This is a genomic window from Allobranchiibius sp. GilTou73 (assembly GCF_021391335.1).
Classification (GTDB): Bacteria; Actinomycetota; Actinomycetes; order Actinomycetales; family Dermatophilaceae; genus Allobranchiibius; species Allobranchiibius huperziae.
Genome location: NZ_CP090051.1, coordinates 2,234,978 through 2,256,853 on the forward strand (window position 1 = coordinate 2,234,978; position 21,876 = coordinate 2,256,853).

A 21,876-nucleotide genomic window follows, 5' to 3' on the forward strand; every position below is an offset into this window, starting at 1 on the left:
GCCCTCGGCCGGCGCGGGCGGGATGACGTCAACTAGGTGATGGGGATGAGACATCGTGACTCCACGCGAAGATCCTGGCCCTTCGGTCAAGGATGACGAGCTGTACGAAAAGCTGCGCGATGAGGGAAACAGCAAGGAGAAGTCAGCGCGCATCGCCAACGCTGCTGCAAACTCCTCCCGTTCGAGCGTTGGCCGCAAGGGCGGCAGGCATCCTTTCTACGACGAATGGACTAAGCAGCAACTCTTGGACCGCGCCCGGGACATTGGGGTGGAGGGCCGCTCCACAATGACCAAAGACGAGCTGATCAACGCGTTGCGCGAGCGTTGAGGAGCGGCGCGCGAAACCAGGACGCAACTGGGCGACCCTCGTTGGCTTCGTGCTGAATCGGACTTCTCAGCGCCGGTTGGTGCGCCTCGAGGCGGGGGAGCGGGGTCAGGTGTGTGGCTGCGGTGCCATCCGCGCTGAGGTCACCCGCCGGTGGGTGCGTCCGCGGCAGTCTCGGAGGGCGCCGAATCGGCGGCCGACGGGGAACGGGAGGACCGGCGTTGCGGTTCGATGACGTATCGGGGGTCGAGCGTGGATGCGCGGCCGGCCTCGAAAATCCCGAAACGCAGGCAGACCGATCCCGCGGCAAGCGCCAGCCCGCCGACGGCGGCGGCTGCCCGGTACCGGCCCCCCAACGCACCCAGCACCAGCGCGCCACCGCCGGTGAGTCCCTTGGCCGCCGTCATGAGGCTGCGTGCCCGACCCTCATGCAGCGTCTCCATGGAGAGGTGCCCGCTGCGTTCCATGGCCGTGGTCGCGGCGAGCTCCGCCACGGCGGCCGCGACGGCCACCCGGCGGGCGGGCCCGGACTGCGCGAGGGGCGTGAGCGCGCTGGCGACACCACCAGCGCTCGCCGCGGCCGATCCGGCGAAGACGAAAGGCAGCTGGCGGTGCGCGTCGTGCCAGGTCGGCACCGCGGTGTCGCCGATGAGCACGGCGGTGTACGTCGCGACGCCTGCCCCCAGCACCGCCGCACCTCGTCCGGCGACCGGGGCGACCCGTCGCAGCAGGGGTAGCGGCACCAGCTCCGCTCCGGCGGCCAGCCCGACCAGCGGCGCGTACATCGTCAGCAACCACGACCCCATGCTCATGGGCGACGTCGGTTTGGCGACACGGAGCATGTTCACGAACCGGGCCGGTCGCCCCAGGTCGTGGACCAGGGCGACGAACGACACCCCGAGGGCGCCGAGGGCCGTCAGTCTGGTGGACCGTACGAGCGCGGGCCTCCCGGTGAGCTCGGCACCGGCCGCGAGTGCCGACGACGCGCCCGCCAGACCTCCGGCGAAGAGGTAGCCGGCGATGTCCAGCGGCTCCCACGTCGGAGGCTTGAGGATCGGCCTGCCGTAGTAGGAGGTGAACTTGTCCTCCGGTCCGCGTCGGGGGCTCATCCGCGGTCCGTGAAGTACGCCGCTGCGACGCCGGCCAGCAGGGCTGCCGCTGCAGCCCCGGCACGGCGCCACATCGCGCCCACGTCGCGGGTGGTCACCACCGGGTCCGGCGGCAGCCCGTAGACCTCGGGCTCGTCGAGCAGCAGGAAGAACGCGCCGGCTCCACCGACGCCGTCGTCGGGCGACTCGCCGTACAGCCGCGCCTTGTCCTCCCCGGCGGCATGCAACTCCTCCACCCGTGTCTGTGCGCGCTCCCGCAGCTCGTCGAGGTCGCCGAACTGGATGGACTGGGTCGGGCATGCCTGGGCGCAGGCCGGCTCGGACCCGACCTTGAGCCGGTCGTAGCACATCGTGCACTTGAACACCCGGCCGTCGTCCTCGCGCTGAGCGATGACGCCGTACGGGCACGCGGACACGCAGTAACCGCACCCGTTGCAGATGTCCTCCTGGACCACGACCGTGCCGAACTCGGTGCGGAAGAGCGACCCGGTCGGGCAGACGTCCAGGCAGGCGGAATGGGTGCAGTGCTTGCACACGTCCGAGGACATGAGCCATCGCACCCCCTCCTGGGGCCCGTTCGCGGAGGGGGTCTGCACCTGCTGCTCGATGAACGCCACGTGCCGCCAGGAGTCGGCCGACAGCTCCGAGGTGTTGTCGAACGACTCCCCGGTCAGCTCCAGTGCGCCCTTGGTCGGGACGGCGTTCCACTCCTTGCAGGCCACCTCGCAGGCCTTGCACCCGATGCAGACGCTGGTGTCGGTGAAGAATCCGACCCGGGGCATCCCGAGGTCCACCGTGCTCACGACATCACCCCGTGCTCGACGCCGGTGTGCTCATCGATGCCGGCCCGACGCCGGTACTCCTCCACGAAGCGCGGCAGATCGGCCCCGCGCGGTCGCCGCCCGGGTCTGATGTCGACGGTCAGCGCCTTCACCTCCTGGATGTGCGCGTTCGGGTCCATCGCGATCGAGCTCAGGTTGTTCATCGCGTCTCCTGTGGTGAGGCCGTTGCCGCCCCAGTGGTAGGGCATGCCGATCTGGTGCAGCTGGGTACCCGCCACCGTGAGCGGCCGCATCCGGTGGGTCACGAGCACCCGTACCTCGATGGCGCTACGCGCCGACACCACGGTGGCCCAACCCCCGTTGCGCAGGCCACGCTCCGCGGCGAGCTCGTGGGACACCTCGGCGAACATCGCCGGCTGCAGCTCCGCCAGCCGGGACAGCCAGCGGGTCATGCCACCGGCGGTGAAGTGCTCGGTCAGGCGGTAGGTGGTGAGCACGAACGGGTAGACGTCCGCCCCGGGCTCCTTCCCGCTCGGGTGGTACCTGTTTCCTCGACGGATCACCAGTTTGCGTACGGGGTTCTGGCGCTGGTCGGGATAGATCGCATTCTCGAACGGCGACTCCTGGGGCTCGTAGTGCGTCGGGAGCGGGCCGTCGACCAGACCCGCGGGCGCATACAGCCAGCCCTTGCCGTCGGACTGCATGATGAACGGGTCGATCCCGGACAGGGCGTCGACACCCGTCGCGTCCTCGGCCGGCCGGTAGGACGGCGGCTTGTCCGGCTGCACGTCCGGCACGTCGTCGCCGACCCACTTCCCCTGATCCTCGTCCCACCAGATCAGCTTCTTGCGCTCGCTCCACGGGCGGCCCTGCGGATCGGCCGACGCGCGGTTGTAGAGCTCGCGCCGATTGGCGGGCCAGGCCCATCCCCACTCCAGTGCGGCCTGCCCCTGCTCGTGGTGCGGGCGGCGCCGAGCCGGCTGGTTCACACCGTCGGCGTAGGAGCCCGCGTAGATCCAGCACCCGCACGAGGTCGAACCGTCGGGACGCAACTGCGTGTACGCCGACAGCGGCGCACCGTCGGCGCCGGTGCCGTTGATCTCGGCCAGGACGGCTTCCGCGCTCGGCTCGTCATATCGGCCCTCGGTCGGGTAGTCCCAGGTCAGGTCGAGCACCGGCCGATCTCGGTCGTCGGTGGACCCGGCGAGTCGTTCGCGGATCATCCGTCCCAGGTGCCACATGAACCACAGGTCGCTACGCCGGTCGTCCGACGGCTCGATGGCGGCGTTGTGCCACTGCAGCAGCCGGTTGGTGTTGGTGAAGGTGCCGCTCTTCTCGGTGTGCGCGGCGGCCGGGAAGAAGAACACCTCGGTGGCGATCTGCTCGGTGCTCATCTCACCGGTCGCGATCTCCGGGCCGTCCTTCCACCAGGTGGCACTCTCGATCAGCGAGAAGTCGCGCACCACGAGCCATTCGAGCTCGGCCATCCCACGACGCTGCAAGCCGGCGTTCGCCGACCCGACCGCCGGGTTCTCCCCGATCAGGAAGTACCCCTTGCACCGTCCGGCGAGCTGCTCCTGCACCGTGTCGTAGGTGGCGTGGCTGCCGGTGATCCGCGGGAGGTAGTCGAAGCAGAAGTCGTTGTCCTCGGTGGCGGCGTCGCCCCACCAGGCCTTGAGCAGACTCACCATGTAAGAGCGCATCCCGGACCAGAACCCGACCTCCGCCTCATCGGCCTTGATGAAGTCGTCGAGGGTCTCGTGGCGGTGCGCGTGAGGGGTGGGGATGTACCCCGGCAGCAGGTCGAACAGCGTGGGGATGTCGCTAGAGCCTTGAATACTCGCGTGCCCCCCGCAGCGCCATCACCCCGCCGCCCGGTCGACCGATGTTGCCCAGCAGCAACTGCAGGATGCTGGCGGTGCGGATGTACTGCGTCCCGACCGTGTGCTGGGTCCAGCCCACCGCGTATGCGAACGCCGAGGTGCGCTCCCGACCGGAGTTGGTCACGAGAGCGTCCGCCACCTGATGGAACAGCTCCGGCGGGACCCCGCACACCTCGTGCACCATCTCGGGGGTGTAGCGGGCGTAGTGCCTGCGCAGCACCTGGAAGACGCACCGCGGGTCCTGCAGGGTCTCGTCGCGGTGCCAGGTGCCGCGCAGCGATGGACCACCGGACCCGAACGAGTGCGCGTGCCCCGACTCGTCGGTGCTGGAGCTCTTCTGGACCTTCTCGTCGTACCCGCTGTCGCGGGCGCCGGACGCTGCCGCGACCTGCACCCCGTCGTACTGCCACGACGACGGGTCGTACGTGGAGCCGTCACGGTCCAGGCCCGAGAAGACTCCGTCCAGGTCCTCGGTGTCCTGAAAGTCCTCGTTCAGGATCGTTGCGGCGTTGGTGTAGTTCAGGACGTACTCGTGGAAGTACGACTCGGTGCTCAGCACGTGGTTGATCAGGCCGCCGAGCCACGCGATGTCGGTGCCCGCACGGATCGGGACGTACAGGTCGGCCATGGCGCTCGTACGGGAGAACCGCGGGTCGACGTGGATGATCTTGGCACCGCGCGCCTTGGCCTCCATCACCCACTGGAAACCGACCGGGTGTGCCTCGGCGAAGTTGGACCCCTCGATCACGATGCAGTCGGAGTTCGCCAGATCCTGCAGGTACGTCGTGGAGCCGCCCCGCCCGAACGACGTACCGAGCGCCGCGACCGTCGAACTGTGGCAGACCCGTGCCTGGTTCTCGACCTGCACCACCCCGAGCGAGGTCAGCAGCTTCTTGATGAGGTAGTTCTCCTCGTTGTCCAGGGTGGCACCACCGAGGCTCGCCAGGCCCATCGTGCGGCGGGTGGTGCGCCCCTCGTCGTCCTCCTGCTGCCACCCCTCCTCCCGTGCGCTCAGCACCCGGTCGACGACCATCTCCATGGCCTTATCCAGATCGAGCCGCTCCCAGTCCGTGCCGTACGGGCGGCGGTAGAGGACGTGACGCTCCCGGGCGTCGCCGGTCGTCAGCTCTAGAGTCGCAGATCCTTTGGGGCACAGGCGTCCTCGGCTGATCGGGGAATCCTTGTCGCCCTCGATCTGCACGACCTCGTCGTCCTTGACGTAGACCTTCTGACCGCACCCCACCGCGCAGAACGGGCAGATCGAACCCACCACCCTGTCGGCCGTCGCGGTCCGGGCGGTCAGCTCCTCGGTGGCTCTGGAGGTCGCCGCCTGATGCCGACCGCTCGGGTCGCCCGAGGTGAGTTGGCGTAGGACCGGCCAGCGCAGCGGTGTCACCATGAATCTTCTCCGATCAGCTACCTCGTACGACGGCGAGCGGACCGCCCGGCTGACCGGCGGTTCCTCATCGTTGCACCCGGAGGGTCCTCCGCGCAGGGTGTGCGCCGACCTGTTGGAACCACCGCTCGACGAACTGGACCGGACCGGCTGGTTGGATGCGGGGGTGTCCGACCCGTCGCAGCTGCTGTCCTACGACCGTGACCACCTCTGGCACCCGTAATCCTCGGTCACCGAGCCCGCGCCGACCCGCCTCGTGGAGTCCGCGAGCGGAATCCGCCTGACGCTGCGGGGCACCGATGGCACCCAGCGCAAGCTCCACCACGCCCGAGGCCAAGACCACCGCGTCCTTGTCGAGAAGAACCCACTTGGGTACCTGCGCCTGGAACGGTTTGCGCGCGAACGTCCAGTGGCCTACGTCCGCGAACATCATTCCTGCGGCGAGCCCGATCTGCGCGATCTGCTGCGACGTCGGAATCTTCTAGGGTCTCGATGCCATCAAGACCTCTCATCATCGACAGCCCGCCCGCAGGGGGTCGCAGCTCAACAAGTGATGCGGCGTAACGCCGTTGCGGTCACGCTACAACGACGGCTCAGCAGATGGGGTGGGCTCACAACGTTCAGTCTTGGCACCTCCATGGCGAATGCGGGGAGTGGCCTTGCTGGTCGTCGCCGTCGTTGTGCCCGTGGGTGGTGTCTCCGCCACGGCGACCGTCCTGTGGGTTGTCGAACCATCCCAGCTGTCACCAGGGGGTCGCTTATCAAGAACTCGAGGACCGGCGCCTGCTTTCGCCAATGCTGGCCCGTGGTGGTGGCTGCAGGTGAGGCGCACCAAAACCTGCCCTACTCAGGATGCTTGCGGAGCCAGCCCCGATGGCGCAGGCGACCACACCTGCAATGTCGAGAGCGTGGCGACCGAATGCCACGCCACAACCGATCAAAACGGACCCCAGAAGTATCACTACGACTCCGGTCCAAGCCGCGATGCTGTTCCCGTGGCTATCTGGCTTCATCTCATTCATGAAACCCCTTCGGCAGAGAGGGGTGCCGCTGGGGGTCAGCAGCAGGTGTCAACCATTCGCGGCCGTCTCGTCACGACGTCCTGGAGGAGCAGCTCACGGGTGCGGTGGCGCCCGGCGCGACCATAGCCAGTCTCCGTGGTGTTGTGGGTCGTTTTCCTAGTGCGGGCCGGGCGGCGCATCTTGCGCCCAATGCGGCGATGACCCCGCCGATGTCCGTCGCCGGGGTTGCGCATGAGGGAGGCTGGTCCGCCGAAGCGGGTCCCGAAACTGAAGACCGGTTCATCACGCAACTGCCGCCGCCGCCAGATCGGGGCTGCCTGAACACGTGACCACAGGCCCTGATGAATCGGCAACGGTGGTCGCACCGCCTCTTGCTGACACGCGATAGCGCGCGAGATCTGGTTCGCCCATGCACGCCGTGACTCGTACCCACGCCAGCTGGGAAGTGGGAGCGCCGCGTTGCACGTGGGTCGCCGCAGACAGCGTTCTAGACCGGTGAGGGTGCCGGTCTCGGAAGGTGCTTAAGTTGCCGGATGAGCGATACCTCTCCGAATACGGATCTTCGGCGCCGGGCTGGATGGTTACCTGACCAAGACGCTCTGGAGGAGTGGTTGAAGGGTCACCAGCAGCGTGCTGAGGCCAAGGGCGACCAGGTAGTGCTGCACCCGGTCATCGTGGAGTTCAAAGAACTCATCGCTGGGGACCCGGTGGTGCGGATGTACCTGGATCGGATGATTACCGAGGTGCCCCGCAGCAGGTCCTACAGCCGGCAGCACCTGACCAGCGTCGATCAGATGCTGCTGCTGATCAACGAGGTGCTGACGGTGGCACCGGAATTCGGGGACCAGGCCGTGACCTTGCCACTGGCCGGGATCCTGGACTGGACGATGGGCACCACCGCTGGGTTCGCCGCCTACCGCAACCCCCAGCTCAACGCCATGCTGCAGAAGATCCTGAACGCGTGGTGTCAGTTCCTCAGCAGCAACGAGTCCCGCTACGTCCTGAACGACACCCCCACCGGGTGGAAGAGCGAGCAGGCCTGCAAGGCCGTGGGCATGGAGCAGTTCCAGCACGACCCGCAAGACCAGTACTGGGGATTCGCATCCTGGAACGACTACTTCACCCGCACCTTCAAGGACGGAGAACGTCCCGTCGCGGCCCCGGAGGACGACTCGATCATCGCCAATGCGTGCGAGTCGACTCCGTACAGCATCAAGACCGATGTGCAACGCAACGACCGCTTCTGGATCAAGAATCAGCCCTACTCGCTGTACGACATGCTCGCCGGCGATGAGGCCGTGGACCAGTTCGTCGGCGGGACCGTCTATCAGGCGTTCCTAAGCGCTGTGGACTACCACCGTTGGCACAGTCCCGTGGCCGGGACCATCGTGCGCGCCTCGGTCCAGCAAGGTACTTACTACTCCGAGGCCGACTCCGAAGGCGCCGACGCCGTGGACCCGCGCAACTCCCAGGGCTACCAGGCGCATGTCGCCGCCCGGGCCATTTTTCTCATCCAAGCCGACAACCCGGCCATCGGCCTGGTGGCGTTCATGCCCGTCGGAATGAACGAGGTCTCCTCCTGCGTGATCGGCGCGGGTATGACACCCGGTCAGCATGTGGGCAAGGGCGACGAGCTGGGGTACTTCCAGTTCGGTGGGTCTACCCACTGCCTCATCTTCGGCCCCGGAGTCATCAAGGACTTCAACCTTGCCGCAATCCCTCAGCTACATGACCCCAACGCTCCCACCGTGCGCGTCCGATCTCATCTAGCCACGACCCAGACCGGCCGGAAGGCCGACGGCAGCAGCTGAGAGTGGGGCAGTCCGAGCAATGAGCCAGCCAGTAGTGGGTCAATCATCGACGGGTGCTACGGGGGACCAGCGGTCTTAGGAGGGATGACTCCAGCTTGGCGAGTAGGTCGGCCGGATCTTGGTAGACCTCTATCGCGCCCGCGTCACGCAGCTTTGCCTCGGCAATCCCGCCAGACAGCAGCGCGATGCAGGGCAATCCGGCCCGTTGCGCTGCCTCTACATCCCACACGGTGTCTCCGACGACGGCTGTGCGTGATGAGTCCAACCCGTGCTCCTTCAGTGCCGCGGTCAGCAGGTCCCGGTGCTGGTTTGGAAGCAACGACGTCATCGGAGGTGATTGCGCCCTTCAGTACGTCATGCGCGCCGATCCGGGGCAACATCCAGTCAAGATCAGACTTGGCCCCGCTCGTCGCAAGGACAACCGTGAGGCCCGCGTTGCGGCACCCGTCAAGTAGATTGCGGTGGCCACCCCTGGGTGGGCAAGAACGAATCCGAGCGCCAGGTAGATGAGTGAAAGCCCAGCTTCGTCGGCCACTGTGGCCAGCGGTTCCTTTAGGAAGTACCACCAGGGCTGGGGCGGTGAGGCCACATCATCCAACTCACGTACGAACGTTGCAGCGAGCCTGCACTAGGTCAACGACTGAGCTGGTCCTCGCTGTCGCGGCTCGTGTTCGTGGCCACGGTCCAACACTGACTCGACCCGGCGATCCACTTTGGGCGCACCCTGCGTTGACCGTGCGGGGTGGGTTGGTGCGGCTTCACCCCGGCGACGGCGGTGGCACCCGGAGCGGCTGTTGTGGGTGGGTCAGTGCTGGGACCAGTCGAGGGTAGCGACGTGGCCACCAATGATGGTGACGGTGTCGGTGGGGGTGCCGTCGAGGTCGTGGACGACGTAGTCACCGGCATGCAGTGCGGCAAAGATTGCCGCGTACTGCACGCTTGGTCCGTCGCGGCGTTGCCGGACTGCGGTGTGTGTGCGGGGGTTCCGGCGCCGACGCGGCTGACCTCGATCTCTGCGCCGACCAGCTCAGGGGTGGTGTGCAGGACCAGGGCGCCGATGTCCCCACCGATGTCGAGCACCACTGCGCCGGCGTCCGTCGGCCCGTAGGGCTGTTCGGCCATCTACCCGGCCCGCCATTTCGGTACGCCGAGCGTGGCGGCGGTCATGCCGGGGTCTCGGGTGTGATGTCGTTGCCTGAGCGGTGTTGGTGTGCGACGGCGGCGGCGGCGGCCCCTGCCGCCGCTACGGCACCCCCGACGAGCAGCCCGGTGTCCCGCCCACCGCTGGTGCCGCCGGCACCCGTGCTGGGGCCACCGATTGGCACGGTCGGGCCGGCACTGGTACCCGGGTAGGGTGCCGGGTCGTTGTTGGCGGGGTTGTCGTGACCGTTGTGCGGGGTGCCCAGGTAGGGGAAGCCGGGCAGGTAGTGCTGGGTGTTCTTGGCATGGACGTCGGTGTTGGAGGAGGTCAGGCCTTGGGTGATTGCCCCGGCTGCCTTGTCGGGGGTGAAGGATTTGTCGACCAGGGCGTAGGTCACCCCGGCGATAGCGCGCAGCTCGATGGTGGTCACGTCGTCGAACACGCGGCGCCCGTTGGGGAACCCGGCCGGATCCATCCCGATCAGGCCGAGGTTGCTGGGCGATTTGGTGGTGGGCGGGATGGCCATGTTCAGTCGTAGCTGATCGGCCATCACCGTGCCGGTGTTGTTCTGGAAACCGGGGACGATCCCCGCCGGAATCCCAGTGAGCAAGATGGCTGCCAGGTCCGCCCGCGGCTTGCCGGAGGCATTCAACGCCGCGAGGCGGGGGAACTCACCGGGGTAGAGGCTGGGAAGCAGCTTCCCCAATTCGGGACTGGTGACATATTGAGCGAACTGCTTGTCATTACCGGGCTGCTGGGAATTGAAGAGGTCTTTCTTGGTGATCGGGATGAGTACCTCGTTGAACAACGGGTTCGCCTGCCGGGAGACCTGCACCCAGGGCCCTGTGTTGATGGTGGTGCCTGGGCGGTCCGTGTCGTACATGCGGGTTTGCTGCCTGCTGGCGGTGGCCCACACCCCGATTGTGGAACGGGGGTTGGTGGGATCGGTCGGGGCGTGCCCGCCCGCGCTCAGGTCGGTTTTGGGTACTTGCAGGGTGATGGAGTGCACGTTCTTGGCGTTCGTGCCGCTGATGCCTCCGGCGGCCGGCATCTGCGAGCCCACATGCAGATTCTGGAACGGCCGTAGATCACCGAGGTCGAAGATCGCTCCGAGGTCGACGTAGAAGCCCTCGGCCCGTTGCCCTGCGAACAGGGTGCGACCGCCGTCGAGGTGGTGGATCGCCGCGTTGGCCAGCTTCACGTAGTCCGGGGTGGAGAAGGGCCCGATGTTGCAGGGCGGGCAGGGAAGTTTGTCTGCCAGGCGCAGGTTTTTGCCGGTGGTGACGTCCCGCCGGTTCACGGACACGTACTGCCGCCGGTTCCAGTTCTTACTGGTCAACGACTCGATCGGCCCTATGTTGTACAGGAACGTGTTCGGAAGGGTGTAGTCGGTGTTGAATGTGAACTGGTAGACGATCTCGGCCAGGCCGTCACCGTTGTTGTCGATGTGGATCTCGTACAGCACGTCGTCACCGAACTCGTAGAAATTCGGCCCACCGGCCGGGTCCTCGAACGGCACGAAGTTGGAGATCATCGTGACGGTGTCCGGATTGTCTGGGCTGACGAAGACATAAACGTCGGTGTTGTCCGCGGCCGCATCGTTGCTGATCGACGGGGCTTCCTTGTGAGACGACATGAACTACCTCTTTATCGGCAAAGTAAGTCCGGCGCATTCGCGCCAAACCAGAAATGGGTGTCTGTGCCCGCCAGGTGCGGCAGGAGTGAAAACAGTCGAGCTGCCAGCTCAGGCCTTGGGTACCTCATGAGTCAGGCGCGCGGCGAGCCCCTTGTCGACAAATGTTGAAGACCGTTCACCGTGCATCACGGTGAACTCTCCACTGCCGGCGTCGCGCAGGAACACCACGATTGGTCCGTTCACCCCCTTCGCGGGGATGGGCGTCTCCAGGGCGGGGGTGCCCGCCTGCGCCGCCCCACCGAACAGCAATTCCGGGGCAGCGACCGCCGCTACCCCGACCGCCCCCAGGGAGGCACTCTTGAGGAAATTGCGACGATTACTACCAGCCATGGTGAAACCTTTCGGATGCGGACGTGGGGAATCGTGAGCGGGGCACACCCGAGAGCCGGATCGAACGGGTCGAGATTCGACCCGAAAACGCTTGTGCAGCACTTGCCGTCGCTCCGCTAGACACGCTACGTCGCTGCGCGCCGTTTGGATACAACCGAGGTTGTCGCTCCGTAAATCTGGAGAAGACACGCTCTGCGGGTGGGGCGGACGCGGGGTTTTGCCTGGTCATCGACAGCCGCCCAGAGGTGCCCACGGCCCGCATCGCGGGGGAGCAGCCTGGGCGGACATGCCCTCGTGCGTTGGGCGGTGTGCGGGCGGTCTCGCGGCACGACCGGTCGGTGCCGATCCAGGCGCCGCGACCCGCGCCGGCGAGCACATGCCTTTGGCCCGGTCCCAACTTCAACCCCGACCGGCGATCGTCGATATCCGCCTGGTGCCAGCCACGATTCAGGGGCACCTTGAGGCGGTGTTCGGCCGGGTTGACGGTTCGAGCGGTCCAGACGGTCGCGGGGCGACTATCGAGCGAGTCGCAGTGGGCGGTCATGCAGCGCATCGCGCCGTTGCTCGGGGTCACTGCCGCAGAAATGCAGCGCACGTGGGTGCGTCAGGCGCAGACCGGTGCCGGCGCTCGGGACGGGACCACGACTGCGGAAAACGCAGGAAGTACGCCGGTTGCGGCGGGAGGACGCTGACTTCGTGAGGGCCGACGAGAGCTTTGAGCGGCGTCGGCTTTCCTCGTGGCCAAGCTCGACCGGCCACGGGCTGATCGTGGGCTCCGTCGTTACTCACGCCACGGGTGTGAGCCCGGTGGGGTGTCGAGTTGATCTGCAGGCACTTTCCGAGCACGGGTGGCGGACCGCCTCGTCGACATACCATGGGGATGCTGCGCGTACCGGTGCGACAGGTGTGGAGCACCGGATCGCGTTGCCGATGCACAAGATTCCAGTAACCGGCCGGGTTCGATCGTTTGAGACGCGTTTGCGGACATGTCAGGGCGGTTCGCGAAGAGAGTCGAGTAGATGAAGCGTGTCGTTGGATGCCACCCGTTGTTCCAAGAACCGGTACGGCGACGGAACGGGCGGATGAGGCGCGTCGCTGGATGCCACCCGTTGTGGAGCGTCCAGGAACCAGTAGGACAACGGAACGGGCGGACGACGAGGCGCGTCGCTGGATGCCACCCGTTGTGGAGGGTCCAGGAACCTCCAGGACGACGCGCGCAGCGGCATGTCCCGTTGGTGCTGAGCGTGATGCTGGCCGTGATTGCCGTTGGGCTGATCGGTCGCTACCTGACGATGTCTCCGGCCCCGCCTGCCGCCGGCGACCTAGGCACCATTCCTGCAGCCATGGCGAGACCGGCCCAGCAGGCCGTGACGATCCCCGCTGCTCCTGCCACGAAGGCGGCGGGCAAGAAGCCGGCCAACTCGGCAGCCGCACCATCGGCCTTCCATCTGAGCGCTTCAGCACCGGTGTCGATACGCGTGCCCTCGGTCGGCATCCGGTCCCACCTGCTGACGGTGGGGCTGAACACAAACCAGACGATCGAAGTTCCCACCACCGCAGCTGAGGCGGCGTGGTACCGCCTCGGACCGACACCCGGTGCGCTCGGCCCGGCTGTGATTCTCGGCCACGTCGACTCCACCTCCGGCCCCGGGGTGTTCTACAAACTGGGTGCTCTGCGCCCGGGCCAGAGAATCGAGGTCACCCGCGCCGATGGAAGCCTGGCGTACTTCCGCGTCGATGCAGTCGATAGCTACCTCAAAGATCAGTTTCCCTCCCAGGCCGTGTACGGCCCCATCGACTACGCCGGCCTGCGATTGATCACCTGCGGCGGGCGGTTCAACGCCACCACTCACCACTACGAATCCAACACCGTGGTGTTCGCCTCACTGACCCGGTCGTGATCTCGCAGGCCCCGCCCCACGAATAGTGTCTCCGGCATTCCATCTTCAGAGACTTCGCCGGTTGGTAACGATGACACGAAGCCTTCAGTGCTGTGTCGTCGGGCTTGCCCGGTGCCCTGGGTTTGAGGCTACGAGTGACCAGGTCCTTGGGTCGCGCCTGGGGAACACGCCATAACTAGCACTTGCATTTCTTCGTCGAGTTGAGGGGGTTGGTGGCACCCGCGCTCTGACGCGCGACGCTCAGTCAGGACAGGTGGCCGCCCTCGCCAGTGATGTCCTGGATTTGATGGCGCACCTTGAACTACGCGACGTCACTTTGGTTGGACACGACTGGGGCGCGCGTGCCGCACACGCGTGTGCGGCCCTGCGCCCATCGGCGTTGTTGGGGTTGGTCACGCTCTCGACTGCTTACGGTGCAGCTGGCCGCGCTGGTCGGCCAGCATCAGACCCGCAGCGTCTGCGTCCAGGACCTCCACGCTGATGGTGGCCAGGGTGTGGAAGAAGTCAATGACATCTAGGTCGAGCTATGCCCTGGACTCCACTGCACGCGGCGCTCGGCGTCTCAGACTCCGATCTGACCTTCCAACTGGTCGCGGAAGCCTGCGCCCAGAAGGTGCCACCGTGGCCCACGACCTGGCTGCCGCCCTGCTGCGGACGCACGATGTGCCCGACGTGGTCTACGAGGCGTGTCTGCGCGTCTTCGGCGAGTCGGGGACGATCGCGATCCTCAGCTTGATCGCGCAGTACCAGATGGTGTCGTCACTGCTTGTCTGTTTCCGGGTGCCGGCGCCTTGAGACCAGTTCGCGACGGCTCAGCTCCTTCTGGGTTGGGCGCGCGCGCCGTAGTGCAGGTAGGGGCTGCCGTCGGGCAGGTTGTAGAAGTACACCGGGAGCCAACTCTGCTGACCGGGCGGTTGGGTGACGAACAGTCCCTGCTCGACCGGCTGCAGCACGAGGTGTTCGACGGTCGCTCCGGACGCCTCGGCGACCGTCCCCGTCGGGATGACCTTGATGACCAGGTTCCCGTCGCGCTCGGTCACCTCGGAGGTGACCGAGCTGCGTTCGTAGGTGCCGACGTATAGTGACAGATCGACATCCGGTGTATCAGCGGGCGGAGTGAGCTGGGGCGCCATGGCGACGTCGGCGACCTCCCGGAAGATCTCGTCGAAGAGGTCGTTGTACAGATCGGTCGTGTGCCCGCCGTTCGTGAGCAGAGCGACCGCGAGGCCCTGGGAGGGCAGCACTTTCAGGTAGGCGTTCTGGCCGTACGTCGAGCCGTCATGACCGTAGAGCCGCTCGCCGTCCCATTCGAAGCGGATCCAGCCGACGCCCCACGAGTCGCCGAGGGTGTACTTCTCGGGGACGTCGACCTGATGGGACTGCATCGCCGTCGTGGACTGCGCGGAAAGCACCCGGGTGCCGTCGGGGGCGAGACCGCCGCGCAGATGCATCCGCGCGAACGACGTCACGTCGGCTGCAGTCGCGGTGATCAGACCGGCCGGGCCGACGGAGCGTGGCATCAGGAAGGTCGGCACCACCTGGGGGTCACCCTCCGGATCGGGGGAGATGTGCCCGATGGCGACGCGCTGCAGGATGGCCTCTTCGGGCAGGGTGGACGTGTGGGTCAGTCCCAGCGGCTCGATGATCCGCTCACGCAGGACCTGGTCCCAGGTCTTTCCGGTGAGCACCTCGATGACGCGGCCCGCGAGGACGAATCCGGAGTTGCAGTAGGAGAAGGTCGCGCCCAGGGGGTGGTTCTGGGCCACGTCGTGCAGGCCCGCCACGTACTTCTCGAGACAGTCGTCGCCGCGCCCCGTGTCGGTGAAGACGTCGCCGTCGATGCCGCTGGTGTGGGTGAGCAGATGACGCACCGTGATCTTCTGGGTGACCTCCTCGCTGCCGAGTCGCAGGTCGGGCAGCAGTTCCACGACGGGGGTGTCGAGGGTGAGTTGGCCCTCGTCGATCAGCTGCATGAGCAAGGTGGTGGTCCATACCTTGCTGATGGAGCCGATCTGGAAGACCGAATCGGTGGTGGCCGGATACATGGTGGTCTTGCTGAGGACGCCGGTCGCGGCCTGGACCAGCTCGTCGTCGGTCACGTCGCCGGACTCGGACACCCTGCGGATCGCGAGACTGGCTCCCACGACCTGGTGCCGTGCGGCCAGCTGGTCCAGGCGCCGCTCCCAGTGATGCTGGTCGAGGCGTGCTGGTGTGGTGGTCCGGGTGCTCATGTGGTGCTCCGTCCAGTCGATGAGTCGGCGGTTGTAGTCGATGCGGTGCGAGGGTCGCCCGTCGAGGATGAAGACGTGCGAGGAGCCCGGGTAGAGCACCATCTGCGTCGGAACGCCGCGCGTGCGGAGGGCGGCGAACCACAGCTCGGCCTGCCCGGGCGGGCACGTCTGATCGGCCAGCCCGTGCAGCAGCAGGGTCGGGGTGTGCACGTCGGCCACGTGCGACCAGGGGGAGATGGCCGTCAGCTCGTCGGGCTCGGTGAACGGGTCCGGCCACTCCTGCGCCCCGAGCGCCGGGCTCTCGTCGCTGGTGCCCCAGAGGCTCGTCAGGTCGGCGACCACGCCCCCTGCCACGGCTGCTGCGAACCGGTCGGTCCGGCCGGTCAGCCAGCACGTGAGGTAGCCGCCGTAGCTGTAGCCGGTCAGGGCGAGGCGGTCCGGGTCGGCGATCCCCTCGTCGACCAGTTCGTCCAGGGGATCCAGCAGATCCCGCTCGTCGGCGGTGCCCCAGGCGAAGGCGGCACCTGTCCAGAACTCCTCCCCGTATCCGTCGCTGCCGCGCGGGTTGAGGGTCAGGACCGTCCAGCCCCGCGAGGCCAGCACTTGGTGGTAGGCGTGTGCGGGGTCCGCAACCGGTGACCACGCGTTGTGCGGTCCGCCGTGTGCGTCGAGCAGCAGCGGACCCGGCACTGTCGCCTCCGGGTCGCGCAGCACCCAGCCGTGCACCTGCGTGCCGTCGTGCACCCGGAACGTGCGGGATTCGGGGCGCAGCAGACGTACGTCCGGCAGGCCGGCGGCGGTGTGCTTCGTGAGGCGGACCGGATCCCCGCCCGAGATCGGGACGATCGCGATCTCGCCGTACGTCGACGGGTCGGCGAGCACCACCGCCGCCAGGTCGGCGTCCCGGGCCACCGAGAGACCCGACACGCTCACCTGCGGATCGTCGATGAGGGGTCGCGGTGCCGCGGACCCGTCGACCGGTGCGGCGTAGACGTGCGAGCATCCGCGGTCCCGGATGCAGAACACGACCTGCCGCCCGTCCGGGGCGAGTTGCGGGCGGCCGCCGGGGTAACCGGGCCCGCCCGGCATCACGTTGCGGCCGAGGCGGCCGATCAGGTCGATCCCCTCGTCGGAGGGGTCGTCGACCGTCATCCGCAAGAGCGCGGTGTGACCGATGCGCGGCCGGGTCTGACCGGCGACCAGCAGCGCCGCGGAGTCGGCGCTCCACGTGACGGCACCCGCGACGCCGACACCCGGTCCGATCCGGCGTGGTGCGGCGTCGCCGGAGGGGTCCAGCACGAACGGGCTCGAGCGCAGCGTGCGGTCGGCATCCTCGTTCATGGCGGCGGTGAAGGCGAGCCGGGCGCCGTCCGGCGACCACGCGGGGGACCGGGCATCCCAGTCGCCATCGGTGAGCCGGCGCACCTCGAGCGTCGTGAGGTCGAGGACGTGAAGGTGGGTCCGCACCGGGCCGTGGAGCCCGGCATCGTCGGACTTGTAGCCCAGTCTGGCCACCTCGATCGGAGCGTGGAGGTCCGGTTCGCTGCCGTCGATGCGGACCGGCGCCACGAAGGCGATGCGGTCTCCGGCCGGGCTCCACACCGGTGTCCCGGCACCCGCTGGCAGGTTCGTCAGCCGCTGCGCCTCACCGCCGCTCAGCGGCAGCAGGTGCAGCTGGGGGGCGGGGTTGCCGCGCAGGAAGGCGACGCGATCACCGCCAGGCGAGAACGCCGGAGCCGTGTCGTCGCGATCGTGGGTCAGCGCGAAAGGCTCACCCCATCCGCCACCTTCGTCGCGAACGGCCCACAGTGCGTGTATGTCGCGATCGGCCTCGGGGTCCGTCGTGCGCACGACGTACACGACGGACCGACCGTCGGGCGACAGCGTCGGGGCGCTGGGCAGCTGCAGGTCGGCCAGGTCGTCCAGCCGTAGCGGTCGGGTCATCCTCGAAGGCTGCCGCGGGCGGTGCACGGGGCGCTTTGTCGGATCGGATGAATTGGCGGCCCGTTGCTTGACGGATGCGACGACGTGGCGCGCTCCGAGGGTTCGTAGCTTCTCGGTATGACGACGTTGAAAGAGGTCGAGTCGTGGCTCGGCGACCACCTGCCCGAGCTCATCGCGCGGTACGACGTGCCCGCAGCCGCCGTGGCTGTTGGTGTCGGCGGGGAGAGCATCGATGCCGCGGCGGGCGTGCTGAACCTGTCGACGGGCGTGACCGCGACACCCGACTCGGTGTTCCAGATCGGGTCCATCACCAAGGTGTGGACGGCAACGCTGGTGATGCAGCTGGTGGAGCAGGGCGAGGTGGAGCTGGATGCACCGGTGCGCCGCTACCTGCCCGACTTCCGGGTCGCGGACGCCGCGGCGTCCGCGGCGATGACGGTGCGCCAGCTGCTCAGCCACACAGCCGGATTCGAAGGTGACATCTTCACCGACACCGGGCCGGGTGACGACAGCCTGGAGAAGTACGTCGCCGGGCTGGACGACGTGGAGCAGCTCTTCGAGCCAGGCGATCGGTTCTCCTACAACAACGCCGGATACTGCGTCCTGGGCCGGCTGGTGGAGAAGCTGCGCGGAGCGACGTACGACGAGTGCCTGCGCAGCCGCCTTTTCGAACCCCTCGACCTGCGACACGCGGCGACCGACGCCGGGCAGGCGATCCTCCTTCGGCCGGCGGTCGGGCATGTGCTCCCGACCCCCGAGGCCGAACAGCAGCCGGCGCCGGTGTGGAACCTGCCCCGCTCCAACGCGCCGGCCGGTTCGATCCTGGCGATGCGGGCCCGCGACCTGCTGGCGTTCGCGCAGCTCCACCTGAACGCCGGTCGGGCCGCTGACGGCACGCAGGTCCTGCGCGGCGAGACCGTCGACGCGATGCAGGAGCGACAGGTGCAGTTGCCACGACTGCGGGTGATGGGCGACGCATGGGGCCTCGGATGGGAGATCTACGACACCCCGGCCGGTCCGGTCATCGGACACGACGGCACGACGCTGGGACAGGCGTCGTTCCTGCGGATGGCGCCCGCCACCGGTGTCGCTGTGGTGCTCCTGACCAACGGTGGTCAGCCCTTCCCGCTCTACCGCGACGTGGTCGGCCATCTGCTCGCCGAACTGGGGGAGACCCAGCTGCCACCACTGCCTGCTCCGCATCAGCATCCGCGACGGGTGGATGCGTCCCGCTACACCGGCACGTACGCCAGCAGGATCGCGGACGTGGTCATCGAGCAGGACAACGACGGCCGGATCTGGCGGGAGGTGCGGCCTAAGGGCGACCTGGCCGACATGGGGGAGGCGCCCCAGCGCAGTGAGCTTGTCGACTGGGAGGACGGGATGCTCATCGCCAAGGATGCCGAGCACGGGCTCCACATGCCGCATGCCTTCGTCGACGAGGACGGCGCCGGACGTGCCCGGTTCCTGCACATCGGGCGGGTCGTCCCGCGCGCACCCAGCGGCTGACGGAATGCACCGTGCTGTTTGTGTGATCGGACAGTTGGACACCTGCTGTCTCGTCGTATCGGACCAACATGACCTGCCGGCTCCGGCGCAGCATTCTTCACGAGGCTCAACCCACCGAGAGGACATCTCATGAAGATCATCGGGGCCGTCGCCGGCGTCTGCGTCGTCGCCACCGCGCTCGGGGCCTGTGGGGGAGGCGGAGGGGGCGCCGGCACGTCCAAGAACGCCAAGGTCGTGAGCGGCGGCACGTTCACCACGGCGCTGCCGGCCGACCCGGGCAACCTGGATCCGCAGATGACGGCGAACAGCGCCACTCTGCAGGTCGTCAACTTCGCCTACGACACGTTGATCCACATCGATTTGGACGGCCGGCTAAGCCCGCAACTCGCGTCCGCGTGGAAGGTGTCCGGTTCGACCGTCACCTTCACGATGCGTTCAGGGGTGACCTGCTCGGACGGATCGACGTTCACCGCACAGGACGCGGCCACCAATCTCAACTACGTCACCAACCCCAAGAACAAGAGCCCGCTGACCGGCGCGTTCGCGCCCCCCGGCGCCACCGCGACCGCGTCGGGCTCGACCGTGACGCTCAAGCTCGCCTCGCCGTCGCCATTCGTGCTGAACGGCCTCGCCAACATCCCGATGGTCTGCAAGGCCGGACTCGCCAACCGTTCCACGTTGGCGACGAAGACCGACGGCACCGGGCTCTTCAAGCTCACCGAGGACGTCGCGAGCGACCACATCGCATTCACGAAGCGCACCGGGTACACCTGGGGCCCACTCGGTGTCACCAGTTCGACGCCGGGCCTGCCCGACAAGGTGGTCATCAAGTTCGTCAGCAGCCTCACGACCGCCGCGAACCTGCTGCTGTCCGGCGGGCTCAGCGCCGCGACCGTGACCGGACCGGATGCCAAGCGGCTGCAGGGCGCGGGTCTGTTCGCCGCACCGGTGCAGGTCCTGCTCGGGGAGATGTGGTTCAACCACGCGAAGACCCGCCCCGGCTCGGACCTGGCCGTGCGCAAGGCGCTGACCCAGGCGGTCGACCTCACGCAGCTGGCCAAGGTCATGAGCTCCGGTGAAGGCACGGCCGCCACGACGTTCGCCACGGCACCCCCCGTCGCGTGCACGGGCAACTCGATCCAGTCGGCCCTGCCCCCGCACGGCGTGGACCAGGCGAAAGCAACCCTGGAGGCCGCCGGGTGGAAGGTCGGAGCAGGCGGCACCCGCAGCAAGAACGGGCAGCGCCTCGCGCTGACGTTCATCTACGACACCGCGGGCGGGAGCAGCGCCTCCGCCGCTGCGGAACTCGCCGCGTCCGTCTGGAAGACGCTGGGGGCCGCCGTCAGCATGCGGGCCCAGAGCGACACCGAGATCACCCAGACCGTGCTGGGCGGGAGCGGCAACTGGGACGTCGGATGGCTGCCGTTGAACGTCAGCAGCCCTGACCAGCTCGTCCCCTTCATGTCCGGACCGTCTCCCACCGCCGGCAACAACTTCGGCCAGATCGACAACCCGGCCTACGCCGCCGGAGTGGCCCGAGCGACCACCAAGCAGGGCAAGGCGGGATGCGCGGACTGGTTCGCGGCGGAGTCGCAGCTCGTCAAGAACGCCGACGTCATCCCGTTCGCCAACCAGACGGTGAAGACCTTCGGCAAGGGCGCCCGGTTCGCCGCAGGTTTCAGCGCGATCGACCCGACCACCATCCGGATGACGGCCGGCTGACCGACCGCCGGATGCCCGCTCGTTCGACATGCGCATGAGTTGCCGCCCGCGCCAAGGAGCCCCAGCATGACGACCCTCACCACGACGTCGCACAAGAGCGTCACCGCATTCGACCGCACGCGCGGCAACGCGTGGGTCCGCTTCGGCGTGCGCCGCCTCGGGCAGTTGATCGTCTCGGTGTGGGTGCTGATCACCGCGTCGTTCCTGATGATCCACCTGATCCCCGGCGACCCGGTGCGCTCATCGCTCGGGCCGACCGCATCACAGTCGCTGATCGCCGCCCGTCGTCACGCGCTGGGCCTGGACAAGCCGTTGGCGACCCAGTACGGGCAGTACCTCAAGGGCGTGTTCACCGGCGATCTGGGCACCTCGATCAGTTCGCAGCTGCCGGTGCGCCAGATCATCGGTCAGCGACTTCCCCCCACCCTGCTGCTCGCGACGCTGGCGTTCCTGGTCGTCATCGTCATCGCGATCCCCCTCGGGGTGCTGATGGGGGTGGTCACCCGCGGCGGGCGGGCCCGTCGTACGGAGCTCGTCTTCTCCAGCACCAGCGTCGTGTTCAATTCGATGCCGGACTTCCTCTTGGGAGTCGGGCTGGTCTACATCTTCGCGGTGAGCGCGGGCATCTTCCCGGTCGCGGGACGATCCGGTCCGGGCTCCTACGTGCTGCCCGTCCTGTCGCTCTCGATCGGTCCCGCGGCGGCGCTCGCCCGGATCATGCGGGTGGAGATGATCTCGGTCCTGGACACCGACTACGTCCGGACGGCGCGCGCCAAACGACTGCCCGCACTGCGGATCTACCTCGGTCACGCGCTCCCGAACGCGCTGACGGCCACGATCACCCTGGGCGGATTGCTGCTCAGCGCCCTGATCGCCGGCACCGTGCTGGTCGAGACCGTCTTCGCATGGCCGGGACTCGGCTCGACCATCGTGGCGTCGATCCTCGCCAAGGACTACCCCGTCGTGCAGGGCATCGTCCTGGTCTACGGCGCCGGCGTGCTGCTCATCAACCTGATCGTCGACATCGCGCTGGCGCTGCTCGACCCGCGCTCGGTCATCAAGGAGAGCTGAGCG

General features: G+C 67.7%; 16 protein-coding genes and 2 pseudogenes. 9 read left to right on the plus strand and 9 right to left on the minus strand.

Going from position 1 to position 21,876, the window contains the following annotated elements; genetic code table 11:
* Window positions 1-55: 55 nt before the first annotated feature.
* On the plus strand, window positions 56-328 hold the full coding sequence (locus LVQ62_RS11090; RefSeq protein WP_233761608.1) for a Rho termination factor N-terminal domain-containing protein: 273 nt from the start codon (window positions 56-58) through the stop codon (window positions 326-328).
* A gap of 140 nt (window positions 329-468) precedes the next feature.
* On the opposite strand, the gene nrfD is transcribed toward LVQ62_RS11090, so the two are convergent.
* The 3 genes and pseudogenes from nrfD to fdh all read right to left on the minus strand — a co-directional run bounded on the left by nrfD (window position 469) and on the right by fdh (window position 5,498).
* The gene (nrfD, locus tag LVQ62_RS11095) at window positions 469-1,434 is read right to left on the minus strand and encodes an NrfD/PsrC family molybdoenzyme membrane anchor subunit (protein WP_233761610.1); all 966 of its coding nucleotides are present in this window, start codon (window positions 1,432-1,434) and stop codon (window positions 469-471) included.
* Complete coding sequence (locus tag LVQ62_RS11100; RefSeq protein WP_233767767.1) at window positions 1,431-2,216, minus strand: 4Fe-4S dicluster domain-containing protein; 786 nt, start codon at window positions 2,214-2,216, stop codon at window positions 1,431-1,433. Before LVQ62_RS11100 ends, nrfD begins: the two co-directional genes overlap by 4 nt.
* Before the next feature lie 17 nt (window positions 2,217-2,233).
* A pseudogene (gene fdh, locus LVQ62_RS11105) lies at window positions 2,234-5,498 on the minus strand (formate dehydrogenase).
* Between fdh and LVQ62_RS11110 the strand changes: the two are divergent.
* Window positions 5,497-5,718 (plus strand): hypothetical protein, encoded by a 222-nt coding sequence (locus LVQ62_RS11110; protein WP_208052198.1) that lies wholly within the window; start codon window positions 5,497-5,499, stop codon window positions 5,716-5,718. The pseudogene fdh and the gene LVQ62_RS11110 overlap by 2 nt on opposite strands.
* A gap of 538 nt (window positions 5,719-6,256) precedes the next feature.
* Here the strand turns inward: LVQ62_RS11110 and LVQ62_RS17845 are convergent.
* Window positions 6,257-6,517, minus strand: a complete 261-nt coding sequence (locus LVQ62_RS17845; RefSeq protein WP_370639608.1) for an HGxxPAAW family protein — start codon at window positions 6,515-6,517, stop codon at window positions 6,257-6,259.
* Window positions 6,518-7,128: 611 nt separating this feature from the next.
* On the opposite strand from LVQ62_RS17845, the gene LVQ62_RS11115 reads away from it, so the two are divergent.
* Window positions 7,129-8,328, plus strand: a complete 1,200-nt coding sequence (locus tag LVQ62_RS11115) for a phosphatidylserine decarboxylase family protein (RefSeq protein WP_208052197.1) — start codon at window positions 7,129-7,131, stop codon at window positions 8,326-8,328.
* A gap of 43 nt (window positions 8,329-8,371) precedes the next feature.
* Here LVQ62_RS11115 and LVQ62_RS17850 read toward each other — a convergent pair whose 3' ends face one another.
* The 4 genes from LVQ62_RS17850 to LVQ62_RS11125 all read right to left on the minus strand — a co-directional run bounded on the left by LVQ62_RS17850 (window position 8,372) and on the right by LVQ62_RS11125 (window position 11,495).
* Window positions 8,372-8,656 carry an HAD family hydrolase gene (locus tag LVQ62_RS17850; RefSeq protein ID WP_370639609.1) on the minus strand — a complete coding sequence of 95 codons (285 nt, stop codon included), beginning with the start codon at window positions 8,654-8,656 and terminating at the stop codon, window positions 8,372-8,374.
* 477 nt (window positions 8,657-9,133) lie between these two features.
* Window positions 9,134-9,265 carry a hypothetical protein gene (locus LVQ62_RS17540; RefSeq protein ID WP_255696387.1) on the minus strand — a complete coding sequence of 44 codons (132 nt, stop codon included), beginning with the start codon at window positions 9,263-9,265 and terminating at the stop codon, window positions 9,134-9,136.
* Between the two features lie 226 nt (window positions 9,266-9,491).
* A complete protein-coding gene (locus LVQ62_RS11120; RefSeq protein ID WP_233761612.1) occupies window positions 9,492-11,105 on the minus strand; it encodes a DUF4331 domain-containing protein in 1,614 nt (537 codons plus the stop codon).
* Between the two features lie 108 nt (window positions 11,106-11,213).
* Window positions 11,214-11,495 (minus strand): twin-arginine translocation signal domain-containing protein, encoded by a 282-nt coding sequence (locus LVQ62_RS11125; RefSeq protein WP_179481197.1) that lies wholly within the window; start codon window positions 11,493-11,495, stop codon window positions 11,214-11,216.
* A gap of 1,247 nt (window positions 11,496-12,742) precedes the next feature.
* On the opposite strand from LVQ62_RS11125, the gene LVQ62_RS11130 reads away from it, so the two are divergent.
* From LVQ62_RS11130 to LVQ62_RS11135, 3 genes and pseudogenes are all read left to right on the plus strand, one after another.
* Entirely contained in the window at window positions 12,743-13,396 is a 654-nt protein-coding gene (locus LVQ62_RS11130) for a class F sortase (protein WP_233767770.1), read from the plus strand.
* Between the two features lie 217 nt (window positions 13,397-13,613).
* Window positions 13,614-13,877, plus strand: a pseudogene (locus LVQ62_RS17855) (alpha/beta fold hydrolase); the annotation flags it as partial.
* Window positions 13,878-14,017: 140 nt separating this feature from the next.
* Window positions 14,018-14,191 carry a hypothetical protein gene (locus tag LVQ62_RS11135; RefSeq protein ID WP_233761614.1) on the plus strand — a complete coding sequence of 58 codons (174 nt, stop codon included), beginning with the start codon at window positions 14,018-14,020 and terminating at the stop codon, window positions 14,189-14,191.
* Between the two features lie 17 nt (window positions 14,192-14,208).
* Here the strand turns inward: LVQ62_RS11135 and LVQ62_RS11140 are convergent, their stop codons facing one another.
* Entirely contained in the window at window positions 14,209-17,571 is a 3,363-nt protein-coding gene (locus tag LVQ62_RS11140) for a serine hydrolase (RefSeq protein ID WP_233761615.1), read from the minus strand.
* Window positions 17,572-17,688: 117 nt separating this feature from the next.
* On the opposite strand from LVQ62_RS11140, the gene LVQ62_RS11145 reads away from it, so the two are divergent.
* The 3 genes from LVQ62_RS11145 to LVQ62_RS11155 all read left to right on the plus strand — a co-directional run bounded on the left by LVQ62_RS11145 (window position 17,689) and on the right by LVQ62_RS11155 (window position 21,873).
* The gene (locus LVQ62_RS11145) at window positions 17,689-19,080 is read left to right on the plus strand and encodes a serine hydrolase (protein ID WP_233761616.1); all 1,392 of its coding nucleotides are present in this window, start codon (window positions 17,689-17,691) and stop codon (window positions 19,078-19,080) included.
* Between the two features lie 129 nt (window positions 19,081-19,209).
* Window positions 19,210-20,802, plus strand: coding sequence for an ABC transporter substrate-binding protein (locus LVQ62_RS11150; protein ID WP_233761618.1), 1,593 nt, complete (start codon window positions 19,210-19,212; stop codon window positions 20,800-20,802).
* Between the two features lie 66 nt (window positions 20,803-20,868).
* Window positions 20,869-21,873, plus strand: coding sequence for an ABC transporter permease (locus tag LVQ62_RS11155; protein ID WP_233761619.1), 1,005 nt, complete (start codon window positions 20,869-20,871; stop codon window positions 21,871-21,873).
* The last annotated feature ends 3 nt before the right edge of the window (window positions 21,874-21,876 follow it).

Coding starts and splice junctions, on each gene's coding strand:
- LVQ62_RS11145 (WP_233761616.1), top strand. CDS start 17,689: ATGACGACGTTGAAAGAGGTCGAGTCGTGGCTCGGCGACCACCTGCCC.
- LVQ62_RS11100 (WP_233767767.1), bottom strand. CDS start 2,216: ATGCCCCGGGTCGGATTCTTCACCGACACCAGCGTCTGCATCGGGTGC.
- LVQ62_RS11130 (WP_233767770.1), top strand. CDS start 12,743: ATGCTGGCCGTGATTGCCGTTGGGCTGATCGGTCGCTACCTGACGATG.
- LVQ62_RS11120 (WP_233761612.1), bottom strand. CDS start 11,105: ATGTCGTCTCACAAGGAAGCCCCGTCGATCAGCAACGATGCGGCCGCG.
- LVQ62_RS11155 (WP_233761619.1), top strand. CDS start 20,869: ATGACGACCCTCACCACGACGTCGCACAAGAGCGTCACCGCATTCGAC.
- LVQ62_RS17850 (WP_370639609.1), bottom strand. CDS start 8,656: ATGACGTCGTTGCTTCCAAACCAGCACCGGGACCTGCTGACCGCGGCA.
- LVQ62_RS11150 (WP_233761618.1), top strand. CDS start 19,210: ATGAAGATCATCGGGGCCGTCGCCGGCGTCTGCGTCGTCGCCACCGCG.
- LVQ62_RS11110 (WP_208052198.1), top strand. CDS start 5,497: ATGAATCTTCTCCGATCAGCTACCTCGTACGACGGCGAGCGGACCGCC.
- LVQ62_RS11125 (WP_179481197.1), bottom strand. CDS start 11,495: ATGGCTGGTAGTAATCGTCGCAATTTCCTCAAGAGTGCCTCCCTGGGG.
- nrfD (WP_233761610.1), bottom strand. CDS start 1,434: ATGAGCCCCCGACGCGGACCGGAGGACAAGTTCACCTCCTACTACGGC.
- LVQ62_RS17845 (WP_370639608.1), bottom strand. CDS start 6,517: ATGAATGAGATGAAGCCAGATAGCCACGGGAACAGCATCGCGGCTTGG.
- LVQ62_RS11140 (WP_233761615.1), bottom strand. CDS start 17,571: ATGACCCGACCGCTACGGCTGGACGACCTGGCCGACCTGCAGCTGCCC.